The organism is Eudoraea sp., assembly GCF_039969275.1.
GTDB lineage: Bacteria > Bacteroidota > Bacteroidia > Flavobacteriales > Flavobacteriaceae > Eudoraea.
In genome coordinates, this window is record NZ_JBDVOC010000003.1 from 175,768 (window position 1) to 188,295 (window position 12,528).

The 12,528-nt window shown below is 36.2% G+C and carries 14 protein-coding genes; 7 read left to right on the forward strand and 7 right to left on the reverse strand.

Features of this window, described 5'->3' with window-relative positions:
* Nucleotides 1-10: 10 nt before the first annotated feature.
* From ABJH90_RS01700 to ABJH90_RS01710, 3 genes are all read right to left on the reverse strand, one after another.
* A complete protein-coding gene (locus tag ABJH90_RS01700) occupies nucleotides 11-328 on the reverse strand; it encodes a DUF6787 family protein (protein ID WP_348141839.1) in 318 nt (105 codons plus the stop codon).
* Between the two features lie 26 nt (nucleotides 329-354).
* Nucleotides 355-816 (reverse strand): DUF6146 family protein, encoded by a 462-nt coding sequence (locus tag ABJH90_RS01705; RefSeq protein ID WP_348141840.1) that lies wholly within the window; start codon nucleotides 814-816, stop codon nucleotides 355-357.
* Nucleotides 817-902: 86 nt separating this feature from the next.
* Nucleotides 903-1,535 (reverse strand): DUF937 domain-containing protein, encoded by a 633-nt coding sequence (locus ABJH90_RS01710; RefSeq protein ID WP_348141841.1) that lies wholly within the window; start codon nucleotides 1,533-1,535, stop codon nucleotides 903-905.
* Between the two features lie 306 nt (nucleotides 1,536-1,841).
* On the opposite strand from ABJH90_RS01710, the gene ABJH90_RS01715 reads away from it, so the two are divergent.
* Genes ABJH90_RS01715 through ABJH90_RS01730 form a run of 4 tightly spaced genes read left to right on the forward strand, consistent with a single transcriptional unit; the run spans nucleotide 1,842 to nucleotide 4,718 of the window.
* Entirely contained in the window at nucleotides 1,842-2,384 is a 543-nt protein-coding gene (locus ABJH90_RS01715; protein ID WP_348141842.1) for a hypothetical protein, read from the forward strand.
* Nucleotides 2,381-3,238, forward strand: a complete 858-nt coding sequence (locus tag ABJH90_RS01720) for an ABC transporter ATP-binding protein (RefSeq protein ID WP_348141843.1) — start codon at nucleotides 2,381-2,383, stop codon at nucleotides 3,236-3,238. The genes ABJH90_RS01715 and ABJH90_RS01720 overlap by 4 nt, the downstream gene beginning before the upstream one ends.
* Entirely contained in the window at nucleotides 3,235-4,068 is an 834-nt protein-coding gene (locus tag ABJH90_RS01725; RefSeq protein ID WP_348141844.1) for an ABC transporter permease, read from the forward strand. Before ABJH90_RS01720 ends, ABJH90_RS01725 begins: the two co-directional genes overlap by 4 nt.
* A complete protein-coding gene (locus ABJH90_RS01730) occupies nucleotides 4,065-4,718 on the forward strand; it encodes a hypothetical protein (protein ID WP_348141845.1) in 654 nt (217 codons plus the stop codon). Before ABJH90_RS01725 ends, ABJH90_RS01730 begins: the two co-directional genes overlap by 4 nt.
* A 112-nt stretch (nucleotides 4,719-4,830) precedes the next feature.
* Here ABJH90_RS01730 and ABJH90_RS01735 read toward each other — a convergent pair whose 3' ends face one another.
* The 3 genes from ABJH90_RS01735 to ABJH90_RS01745 form a co-directional block, all read right to left on the reverse strand.
* Nucleotides 4,831-5,781: a D-2-hydroxyacid dehydrogenase gene (locus tag ABJH90_RS01735; protein WP_348141846.1), complete on the reverse strand. Its 951-nt coding sequence runs from the start codon at nucleotides 5,779-5,781 to the stop codon at nucleotides 4,831-4,833.
* 53 nt (nucleotides 5,782-5,834) lie between these two features.
* Nucleotides 5,835-6,899, reverse strand: a complete 1,065-nt coding sequence (gene serC, locus ABJH90_RS01740; RefSeq protein ID WP_348141847.1) for a 3-phosphoserine/phosphohydroxythreonine transaminase — start codon at nucleotides 6,897-6,899, stop codon at nucleotides 5,835-5,837.
* A gap of 76 nt (nucleotides 6,900-6,975) precedes the next feature.
* On the reverse strand, nucleotides 6,976-8,037 hold the full coding sequence (locus ABJH90_RS01745) for an acyl-CoA reductase (RefSeq protein ID WP_348141848.1): 1,062 nt from the start codon (nucleotides 8,035-8,037) through the stop codon (nucleotides 6,976-6,978).
* Between the two features lie 112 nt (nucleotides 8,038-8,149).
* Here ABJH90_RS01745 and ABJH90_RS01750 point away from each other — a divergent pair, with 112 nt between their 5' ends.
* A complete protein-coding gene (locus tag ABJH90_RS01750) occupies nucleotides 8,150-8,500 on the forward strand; it encodes a 4Fe-4S dicluster domain-containing protein (protein ID WP_348141849.1) in 351 nt (116 codons plus the stop codon).
* Between the two features lie 11 nt (nucleotides 8,501-8,511).
* Here ABJH90_RS01750 and ABJH90_RS01755 read toward each other — a convergent pair whose 3' ends face one another.
* Complete coding sequence (locus ABJH90_RS01755) at nucleotides 8,512-9,297, reverse strand: agmatinase family protein (protein WP_348141850.1); 786 nt, start codon at nucleotides 9,295-9,297, stop codon at nucleotides 8,512-8,514.
* 104 nt (nucleotides 9,298-9,401) lie between these two features.
* Between ABJH90_RS01755 and ychF the strand changes: the two genes are divergently transcribed.
* Nucleotides 9,402-10,496 (forward strand): redox-regulated ATPase YchF, encoded by a 1,095-nt coding sequence (gene ychF / locus ABJH90_RS01760; RefSeq protein ID WP_348141851.1) that lies wholly within the window; start codon nucleotides 9,402-9,404, stop codon nucleotides 10,494-10,496.
* 149 nt (nucleotides 10,497-10,645) lie between these two features.
* Entirely contained in the window at nucleotides 10,646-12,499 is a 1,854-nt protein-coding gene (locus tag ABJH90_RS01765; RefSeq protein ID WP_348141852.1) for a DNA topoisomerase IV subunit B, read from the forward strand.
* Nucleotides 12,500-12,528 lie beyond the last annotated feature (29 nt).

The following is a 12,528-nucleotide window of genomic DNA, read 5'->3' on the forward strand; positions in this document are numbered from 1 at the left end:
AAAGACTAATTTACTTAAAAAGAAAACCTAGTCCGATCCTATTCAACATTTTTTTTTCAAAGTTCCAGAAAAATTTAAACTGTCCAAAAAGCCATCCAAAAACCACTAAAAGAATCTGGTAGAATGGGAAGATCAATAATATTCTTAGAGTCCAGTATACCCAGCCACTCCACCAGGTTTCGGGAAAGTTACCTCTTTCCAAACCTATCCATCCAAGAAATGGTTTTGCAATATATACTGCAGCAGAACCTGTAATTGAAAATACAATGAGAATTATGAGGAGTTGAAAATTGGATTCTATACCCCAACGTTTTTTAAGTTTATCCATAAAAAAGAAAATCGGAGCAAATATATTCAATTAATTCGTGGCGCAAACGGTCCCAGGCGTTGATTGTATTTACGTTGAAAATATATAAAATAATTGTAGAGTTTGTAGTTCACTTCATATCCATAATCAACATTGGGATCATATTGGATCTGCAACTCATATAAATTGGGATCAAATTTTTGAGGCTGCAGAACGCGTTGATTCCAGTTTATTACATATATCCTATTTCTGTTTTCCATATAGTTTTGAGTATAATATCCTCTTGGTTTTGCTATACTTTGCAGCCAGGTATTGAAACCTATTTCCATAATTATTATTTCATATTGTAAGGTATCATTCTTGATGCTAACAGTGTCTCTCCCAATATGATTAAATACCTTCTCTTCTTCTTTAGAAATATCAATAGATTTTTTAGATCCCGAACATTGCACAATAAACAATGACAAAACCAAACCGAAAAAAAATCTAATTAAAATTTTAAATTTCATAGAAATATATTTTAAATAATAAAATACAAAAAAAACCATTTGATTTAGCAAATGGTTTTGTTAATTATTAATCTAGAAATCCTAATTTACTTACCAAAAATGCCACCTAATAAACCTCCTACACCACCTTTCTTTTTTGAGCCACCCATAACCATTCCTGCAACATCGTCAAGAATACTGCCATCTCCATCTGCATCCAATAGTGAGGTAAGAAGACTTTGGTTTTGTTCCGGTTGTCCACCTAGCATACCACCTAACAGGTTATTCATTCCACTCGCATCACTAACCTTATTTTCAGTTTTTTGTTTTGCTAAAACACCCATAACAAGAGGAGCTGCGATTTTTAAGATATTGGCTATAGACCCTGCATCTATACCGGATCGTTGGCTTAAAGCATTTTCTACATTGGCCTGCTTGCCTCCAAAAACATGCCCTAAAATGCCCGCTCCATCATCCATAACGGTTTGATCTACACCCCCTCCAAAAAGGCCTCCCAGATCATCGAGAATACTTCCATCATGTTTCGATGATAAAGCATTCATCAACCCCTGTGCGCCATCGGGAGTGGATACATTTTTTTTCATTGCCCCTAATAGTAAAGGCATAGCCATACTCAAAACATCAGCTGTTTTGTTTTCAGCTTGTCCGGTTTGTCCTGCAACGCCGCTTATTACCTGTTTCCCAACAGGACTGTTTAATAAATCTAATAATCCTTCCATTAACTTAGTATTTTGTTATATATCAGTGTAATGTACAAAATCTAAAGATTCAAAAAGAAAAGTATTAATAAAAATTAGATTCAAAAACTATAATGGTAAATTCTATTATTTATAATGAATGGATGAATCATTTTCTATGCTAGCTGACGTTATTAACTAAGTTGTTTCTTAAGAGCTTTTTAGCGTGGTCAAAACACGAATTTTTGTAATAATCAACTTTAAGGATTCTCTTCAAAGACTAATTTATACATCCGTATTAAGCGCATTCCTTAAAATAAATTACTCTGTTTTTAGTTATCTTTGCATATGAATTATTTGGAACTCCCACCGCAACCTCATCCGCTGGTTTCATATTTACGCGTAGGCAGTCTGTTGCATTGGTCTTTGATACTGTTTTTATTGGAATCATGGTTTTATTGGGTTCAATTTGAAGCTTCTTTGGAACAATTTTCCCTCTTTTGGGTAGCTTTTTGGTTTGGGTGCTTTCTTTTTTCTTTTGTACATATTTTTCTGGTTATTATGGACGGCTGGTCAAGATTTCAAAATTATAAAAGGGCCAAAGATCTTTTTTTTATTCACGGGTTTAATTCCAGGATTGCCGAAATGTATGCGGGATCTAAATGTCAACGCAATGCGGCGATCGTTGCTGCGGAAGAACTGGGTTATAAAGATGAAATAATTTCTTATTTTCGGTCTAAAGGAGTAAAATGGTATCATTATTTCCCTTATTTTATGGCTCAGGACCCACTATTTTTATTTCGAAATTACTTTTGGGAAAGAACATTTCTCGAAAAGGTTTATGTCTCCAGATTTGACTACAGGAGACTACATCTGGAAAGGGCGATATGATACTTGAAGCCAGGAATATTTCCAAATCCTATGGTTCCCTTGAAGTTCTGAAGAATGTGACCTTAGAATGTCATAAAGGTAAAATCTATGGACTCATAGGAGCAAACGGCACAGGTAAGTCTACATTATTTCGCATCTTATTAGGCCTTATTAAGGCAGATGGCGGGAGTATAGAAATAAATTCTCAAGGAATTAAGCCCATCGGTGGAATAATAGAGAAACCTGCATTATACGGTTATCTTTCTGCTTATGGAAATTTAAAAGTTTTTGCTCGCAGTCAGGGTTTAAATCTTACCAAAGAACTTTACAGTCAATCTATGCAGCAGGTTGGTCTTTCGACCAAAAGAACAGATGCAGTAAATAATTATTCCCTGGGAATGAAGCAACGGCTGGGTCTGGCGGTGGCCTTATTGAATAACCCTGATTGCATAGTGCTAGATGAACCTTTTTCAGGTTTAGATCCCATGGGAATTATAGCTTTACATGAATTGATTAAAAAGCTTAGCCGCCAGAATCAAATTACCATAATTATCTCATCTCATATTGTTGGCGAATTAACAGATTTATGCGACACTCTTTGTATTCTTAACGGGGGAGAAATAATAAAAAAAGGGCCTGCAGCAGAATTGCTTAATGATAGCGTTACCACCTACAAAATTGTGGGAAATAATTTAGAAATGTCTGAAGTATTGCAAAGTATCAATGCTATATTTTCAAAAAAATCGGCTTTTGTATCTCCTAAAATGATAAGCATTTCTGAGATTCTACAAAAATTAATAGAAGAGGGGCAGGAAGTAACAGCCTGCATTCCACAAACAGATTTAAAAGCCTTATTTGGAGGGGAAAAAATATGATATCCTTAATACGCTCAGAAATATATAAAATCCGCAAACAGAGTAAAACGCTTTATGCTTTGGCTGCCATACTTATTATAGAAGGATTTGTAATTGTGAGTGCCTATTATCAGGGTGCAGGAATAATTGATCTTTTATTAGCTAACCTGAAGGATTCTTTTGAGTTCAAAGGCAATCTTCTCAACGGGAATTTAATTATTTATCTGATCCTGAATTCGTTGTGGTTTCATATCCCATTAATACTAATGATAATTATTTCAGGATTTCTTACCTCTGAATATAAAGACAGGACACTGGAAACAGTTATGCTTCAGCCGGTGGGTAAATTAAATTTTATCTTAAGTAAATATGTTGTTTCGATAGTATTTACGCTATTAATTGTACTCCTTTTGGCGGTTAGCACTTTTTTAGTCTCTTACTGGATTTTCGGCAGAGGGGATTTAGTTGTGTATTTGGATGGATTGAATTTTTTTAAATCGGATGAAGCTTTTTACAGACTTATATACGCCTTTGTTTCCGGAGCCAATTCCATGATTTTCTTTTCGGTGGTAAGTTTAACACTAGCGGTTATATTAAAAGATGCCACAAAGACATGGATCGTTTCGGCTATTTTTTTAATATGTAGCAATCTGCTGTTAAAGATCGACTTTCAAAATGAATTCCTTAATGAACTGTTTTTTTCCAAATTGACAGATAGCTGGCAGTATTTTTTCTATTATAAAATACCGTATTCTACCATATACTTTAAAAATTTCATGTTATTTGGTTACACTTTAATTACTATGATAATCGGGATAATTATTTTTAAAAGAAGAGACATTCAGGTATGAAAAGATTAAGTTTTATATTCATATTTTTTATAAGCCTGAACCTTATTAGCGGGCAGGAGATTGATAATGATCTGCTCGAAATAAAAAAGCGCATGGACTCTATAAAGTCTTTTAATGCCAATATAGAATTGGATGTTGACATCAGTTTTATTAACATGCCAACTAAATATGGAAAAGTCCGGTATAAACAGGGAGAATCTACTAAAGTTACGTCAGATGATTTTATTATGCTTCCTAAACGAGGGTTGGATCTTACTTTAACTGAAATCTTTAGACATCCATTTATAACTGTAAACAGGGGAGAAGAGTATCATAAAGGTGTCTTATGTAAAGTTATTAATATAATTCCAACCTCCTCAAAATCTAACTTTGCCATAGCGACTCTTTTTATGGATACAAAGGCAAAAAGAATAGTGAAATCAGAGATAAGCACTAAAACGGAAGGGGTTTTTACTACCTATTTGGGCTATCAAAATTATATGGATGCTCTTCCGGCAGCTATAGAGGTACAATTTGCTGTTAATGGTGTAAAAATACCTTTACGTTTCCTGGGTAAGGAAACTGAAGTTGATCGGAAAGTCATTAAGCAGGAAGGATCTAAAACGGGCAAGATCTTTTTAAGACTATCAGAGGTTCAATTTGTGAAATAAGCTATTGAAAAACCCAAAAATTAGTTGTAGGAACATAACTGAAAAGCGGATGCTCTTAAAGGACCAAATCTCTTTTAATACTTAAAACCAAAGATTTTTTGTTTGATGTCACTTATTTCAAAAGTGCAACAATTTGATTAGCTAATTCCAGGCCAATACGGTCTTGAGCTTCTGCCGTGGCTGCGCCAATATGTGGAGTCAGTGAAATCTTTGAATGCATTAGAATTTTTATTTCCGGAGTAGGTTCAGATTCAAAAGTGTCGAGGCCCGCAAAAGCAATTTTTCCATTCTCTAAAGCTTCAATAAGAGCAACTTCATCTACAACACCACCTCTGGCAGCATTCACTATACCAACCCCATCTTTCATAATATCAAATTCCTTTTTGCCAATTACATAATCCTTTTGCGCCGGTACATGCACAGTGATGAAGTTTGAATCTTTAAGCACCTCTTCCTTTGATCTATTATTAAAATCGAAACTAACCGACTGCCCATCGAAGAAAGGTACTTTAATTGTTGCGGAATCTATGAAGGGGTCGTGAAATATAACATTCATACCTATCCCAATTGCAATTTTTGCAGTTGCTTGCCCTATTCTGCCAAATCCGATTACCCCGAGGGTTTTACCACGTAGCTCAACGCCTTTAGCATATGATTTTTTTAATTTTTTAAAATTGCTGTCTCCTTCAAGCGGCATATTTCTATTGGCATCATATAGAAACCGAACCCCACCAAACAAATGAGCAAAAACCAATTCGGCTACAGATTCAGATGAAGCGGCCGGGGTATTAATGACATGCAGGCCTTTTTCCTTGGCATAAGCTACGTCAATATTATCCATACCCACACCACCTCTGCCAATAAGCTTTAAAGAAGGGCAATTATCAATAATATCCTTACGAACCTGAGTAGCACTTCGCACCAGGATCCCTATAATTTCATTTTTATTGATATAATCAACAAGTTGTTCCTGGGCTACCGTCGTTGTGATTACCTCGAATCCGGCTTCTTCCAATGCTGAAATTCCATTCTGTGATATACCGTCGTTAGCAAGTATTTTCATCCTCTGATGTTCTAAGTTTAACGTTAAATTTATTTGGTTCTATTATCTAGTAATTAACCTCTTCTTTCCAGGTCACTCATTACATCTACTAAAACACCCACACTTTCCAATGGAAGGGCATTGTATATAGATGCCCGATAGCCGCCTACGGATCTATGACCGTTTAATCCATTAATTCCTGCTTCTTTCCACATTTCGTCAAAGGTATCTTTAAGTGATTCATCAGTTAATGTAAATGTAGCATTCATATTTGAGCGATCTTCTTTTTTCGCAAATCCATTAAACAACGGATTAAGGTCAATCTCCGAGTAAATAAGACCGGCCTTTTTATCATTGATTTCTTCAATGGCAGCTATTCCTCCCAAATCTTTCAACCATTGAAGCGTAAGCATGGAGACATACACCGCAAAAACAGATGGGGTATTATACATGCTATCCTTACTCAAATGAACCTGATAATCCAACATGGAAGGAACTTGTCTGGATACTTGTCCAAGTATATCATCCTTAATAATGACTAGTGTTGCACCTGCAGGACCCATGTTTTTTTGTGCTCCTGCGTAGATAAGATCAAATTTGGTAAAATCCATTTGTCTTGAGAAAATATCGGAACTCATATCGCAAATTAATGGAACTTTAGTATTAGGAAATTCCTTTATCTGTGTCCCGAAAATCGTATTATTAGAAGTTAAGTGAAGGTAATCCAGGTCATTAGGAACCACATAACCTCGTGGAATATAATTGAAATTCTTATCTTTTGAAGAAGCAATCTCTGTTACATCACCAAATAGCTTTGCCTCCTTGATTGCTTTAGTACTCCAGGTACCGGTATTAATATATCCTGCTTTGTTTTCCAAAAAGTTATAAGCGACCATAAGAAACTCCAGACTTGCACCTCCCTGGAGATATAAAGCTTTATACCCTTTTCCTTCAAGTCCCAAAAGTTCAAGAGCCAAAGACCTTGCTTTTTCCATAACAGCAACAAACTCTTTACTGCGATGTGAAATTTCAATAAGAGAAAGACCAATACCATCTAATTCAACTACGGCTTCCGACGCTTTTTGCATCACTTCTTTTGGCAATATACAAGGGCCTGCACTAAAATTATGTTTTTTCATCTTTAACTTATTTTTTTGAGGATCTAAAGGTCATAAATAATACCGAAAAACTAATCAGTAATATAGATTATTTCTATTATGTTTTTAACAGGAATTCAACAGTGTCTATTCCATCGGCATAATCCCATAAATCTGGTTTTTGAGTTTTACCAAACGGCAACGAATTTTCAATTATATCACCTCCAACAATACATTGAATCTGATCTGTATCCTTCTGTAGTCTTTTTTTCAAATCATCCGCTGTAGTATATCGCTCGTAAAAAGCTGTACCTATAGGTGAAGCATAACCCATATCTTCTTTTAGTAAGAAAAAACCATTGTCCAGAAATTGGAATTCACTCATCAAATAAACAGCCTTATTATAATCATAATTATTCGCGTACTTATTCTGGTCAATTAAACTTTGATAAGTATTTATACTTTCAAAAAAATCATCAAAATTATAGTCTATAGGGACGAATAATTTGGAAACATTTCGGCACCCTAATCCGTAATAACGGAATATATCTTCGCCCAGCTCATTGAGTTGTTCTTTAGTTTCCTCTCCTGTAAGTATAGCAATGGAGTTTCTGTTTTTTCTTATGATATTGGGCTTGTTGCCAAAGTAATGTTCAAAATAACGAGCCGTATTATTACTTCCTGTTGCGATAACGACGTCAAATTTTGTTAACCTTCCATCGCTAAACTCTATTTCAGAAACCAGCCCCGGTTCAATATGTTTTAAGTAATTCGCAATAAAGGGTAAGAGTATATTATCATTAGAGGAGCATTTTACTAAAACCCGGTTCCCGCATATAAGGGTAGTAACAAAATCATGAAAGCCAACCAAAGGAATATTTCCTGCCATTATTATGGCAACAGTTTTATGAGTGTTATTCTCGAGAGGGTAACGCAATAACCATTCATTGAGGTTTTTTTCGCTAAGCTGTTCCGCCCAGGCAATTATAGCGAACATCACCTGTTGTTTTGTAAACCAACCATTTTTATGGCCTGCTAAAGTGATAGCACTCTCAAAATTTGAATACCATTCATCACTAACATCTGCAGAACTTAGATTATCTGATGAAGTTTTAGTGAAATTCCTAAAAAATTCTCCAAGTTTAATAAAAGCATTAAATCGTTGCTCTAGTGTGACCATTATATTTGTCCAATAGTGTTTTAGGATTTACCTTTGGGCAAAAATATACATGCTGGAACATAGTAGCAACAATCAGGGCAAGTATATTGCAGATTAAAAGGAAAAGAAAATTATGGCTATTATAATTACAGATGAGTGTATTAACTGTGGGGCTTGTGAACCCGAATGCCCAAATACCGCAATATATGAAGGTGCAGATGAATGGCGATTTAACGATGGAACCTCTCTTAAAGGTGAGGTTGTATTACCAGATGGGAAGACCGTAAACGCTGATGAAGTACAGGAACCAATAAGTGATGAGATATATTATATAGCCCCGGATAAATGTACAGAGTGCATGGGTTTCCATGAAGAACCTCAATGCGCTGCAGTTTGCCCGGTAGACTGTTGTGTCCCGGATGAAGATAGGGTAGAGACGGAAGATGAACTTTTAGCCAAACAACGATTTATGCACCCGGAATAGATTATATTCTATCAATTATTCTGGCTCATTTTCGAAGCTATTTCTCTAAATAATTTTGCGCATACCATACCTGTCATATCGTTTATATCGCGGGTTGGATTGTATTCCACAATATCGGCTCCCAGAATAGGAACTTCTATTGCCTGAATTATATTTAATACCTCCCTGGTGCTCAAGCCACCAGGTTCGTGATGTGATACACCAGGGGCATAGGCAGGATCCAAAGCATCCATATCCAAAGAGATGTAGACCGGATTTCTAAGCTTTAAAGATGGTAATTTGTCCAATTGGCTCATTTCAAAGGATTCAACGCCATATTTTTCTGACTGTTCACGCTGATGAATTGAAAGCGTCCTTATCCCAATTTGTATCAGTCTGTTGATTAACTTTTCCTCCATGATTCTTGCAAACGGACAAGCGTGGGAGTATTTGTCTCCCTCAAATATGTCATAAAGATCGGCATGAGCATCGATATGAATCAAATCTACAGCTCCATGAACCCTATTGAAAGCCTTTATAACGGGATAAGTAATTGAATGATCACCCCCTAAGGTCAACAAGGGGTTATTGCTCTTTATGTTTTCATAGGTTAATTTTTCAATATCAAAATAGGTCCTAACTTCAAAATCTCCTTTGTCATCAAAACTTTCAGGTAATATTTCCAGGCCGTTTTCTGCAAAGTAATTAGCAGAGGGACTATTATAAAGACTTCTAATTTTTGGTGGTGCAAGGGCAGGACCTTTTAAAAAAGACGACTTCTCATCATATAGAATTCCCTGAAGGGTAATTTTCTTCATAATGGCAGCTTAAATGATTCTAAATATACAGGTAAAAACTATATTTGCACCCAAAATATGGTAAGCTGGTTTTAGGTTGCCAGGATGTATCTAAGATATAATAGATGAAAGCAGGTATTGTAGGACTCCCCAATGTTGGCAAGTCCACTCTTTTTAATTGTTTATCCAATGCAAAAGCGCAAAGTGCAAATTTTCCCTTTTGCACAATTGAGCCTAATATTGGTGTGGTCAACGTACCTGATCATAGGTTAGAAAAATTGGAAGAACTGGTTAGTCCTGAAAGGGTTATTCCAGCAACGGTAGAAATTGTAGATATAGCCGGACTGGTAAAAGGGGCAAGCAAAGGAGAAGGTTTAGGAAATCAATTTTTAGGTAACATACGCGAAACCGATGCTATTTTACATGTTTTACGCTGTTTTGACAATGATAATGTAGTTCATGTGGATGGGTCTATAGACCCTATCAGGGATAAAGAGACCATAGACATGGAATTGCAGTTAAAAGACCTTGAAACGGTTGAGAAGAAGTTAGATAAGGTAAATAGAGCAGCCAGAACAGGTAATAAAGAGGCTCAGAAAGAAGCTGCGGTCCTGCAAGCTGTAAAAGAAGGTTTAGAAAGCGGTAAATCTGTGCGTGCTTTAGCTTTTGAAGACGATGACCGAAATGATTTTATAAAACCTCTACAGTTTATTACAGACAAACCAGTTCTTTATATCTGCAATGTAGATGAAGCATCCGCGGTCTCGGGAAATGATTATGTAGAACAGGTAAAAGCTGAAGTTGCAGATGAAAAGGCAGAGGTAATTGTCTTGGCAGTGGGCACTGAAGCAGACATTACTGAATTAGATACTTACGAAGAACGACAAATGTTTTTAGAAGACTTAGGGTTGACGGAGGCGGGCTCGGCTAAAATGATACGAGCAGCTTATTCACTGTTGCACCTTCAAACCTATTTTACCGCAGGAGTTAAAGAAGTTAGGGCCTGGACTATTAAGGTAGGTTCCACGGCACCCCAGGCGGCAGGAGTTATTCATACAGATTTTGAAAAAGGATTTATTAGGGCTGAGGTTATTTCGTATAACGACTACATTGCCTATGGAAGCGAAACAAAAGTCAAGGAAGCTGGTAAAATGCGTGTGGAAGGAAAAGAGTATGTAGTAAAGGACGGTGATGTTATGCATTTCAGGTTTAATGTTTAAGAAGCCATAACCTTCGATTTGTCATTTTGACTATCACTATAATCTCACTATCAACAATACATGGTGTTTTATTGTTAATTACTTTCTATAGTGCACATTTTGATTTCTGCGTTGAAATTTTATATTAGCAGGGGTAATCCCCAAATATCATGGCAGAGTCTCAATATACCGAAGAAAACATAAGATCACTGGACTGGAAGGAGCATATTAGGCTTCGTCCAGGTATGTATATTGGAAAACTTGGCGATGGATCATCGGCTGATGACGGCATTTATATCTTACTAAAAGAAACTATAGACAACTGTATTGATGAATTTGTCATGGGTGCCGGCAAAACTATAGACATTTCTATACAGGGTGAAAAAGTAACTGTCAGGGACTATGGCAGGGGTATTCCACTGGGAAAGGTGGTTGATGTGGTCTCCAAAATGAATACCGGAGGTAAATACGATACACGCGCCTTTAAAAAATCTGTTGGTCTTAACGGGGTTGGAACGAAGGCAGTTAATGCCTTATCTGCATTTTTCAAAGTAGAGTCAAACAGAGATGGCAAATCCAAATCTGCTGAATTTGAAACAGGCGAATTGGTGAATGAAGAACTTTTGGAAGAAACTTCCAGGAGAAGAGGGACGAAGATTACATTTATCCCTGATGAAGCTATATTTAAAAAATACATATATAGAAATGAGTATGTAGAACGCATGCTCAAAAATTATGTATATCTCAACCCGGGACTGACAATTGTTTTCAATGGAGAGAAATTCTTTTCCGAAAATGGGCTTAAAGATTTACTGGAGGACAACAATACACAAGAGGATTTATTATACCCAATAATTCACCTAAAAGGACACGATATTGAAGTTGCTATTACGCATAGTAAAACCCAGTACAGTGAAGAATACCACTCTTTTGTTAACGGACAGCATACCACGCAGGGGGGTACCCATCAAGCTGCGTTCAGAGAGGCCATAGTAAAAACAATAAGAGATTACTACGGTAAGAATTATGATGCTTCAGATATACGGAAATCAATTATTTCGGCTATCTCTATAAAGGTTATGGAGCCCGTTTTTGAAAGTCAGACGAAAACCAAGTTAGGCTCAACAGATATGGGAGGTGGGCTCCCAACTGTACGAACCTACATCAATGATTTTATTGGGAAACAACTCGATAATTACCTGCACAAAAACTCAGAAGTCGCGGAAAAAATCCAATTTAAGATTGTTCAGGCAGAGAAAGAGCGCAAGGAACTCTCTGGGATACGAAAGTTAGCTCGAGATAGAGCAAAAAAAGCAAGCCTTCATAACAAGAAATTACGAGATTGCAGGTTGCATCTGGGAGATATGAAAAGTGAAAGGCGATTAGAATCAACTTTGTTTATTACAGAAGGGGATTCAGCTTCAGGGTCCATAACTAAATCGAGAGATGTAAATACGCAAGCGGTTTTTAGTCTTCGTGGAAAGCCTCTGAATTCTTATGGGATGTCGAAAAAAATAGTCTACGAAAATGAAGAATTCAATCTGCTTCAGGCGGCATTGAATATAGAAGAATCCATGGAGGATTTACGTTATAATAATATTGTAATAGCTACTGATGCCGATGTAGATGGGATGCATATCCGATTATTACTTATTACTTTTTTTCTTCAGTTTTTCCCTGAATTGATAAAAGAGAATCATCTATATATTTTACAAACACCGTTGTTTAGAGTAAGAAATAAAAAAGAAACGTTTTATTGCTACAGTCAGGACGAAAAGATTGAAGCGATAACCAAGTTGACAGGAAAACCGGAAATCACACGTTTTAAAGGACTAGGTGAAATTTCGCCGGATGAGTTTAAACACTTTATTGGAGATGACATACGTTTAGAGCCGGTTATGCTCGATAAGGCATTGTCTATTGAAGAACTTTTAAAGTTTTATATGGGAAAAAATACTCCGGACCGCCAGGAATTTATTATACAAAATCTTAAAGTGGAAATTGACTTAATAGAAGATAATTAACTATATATTAGATTAATACTAATCTTTCT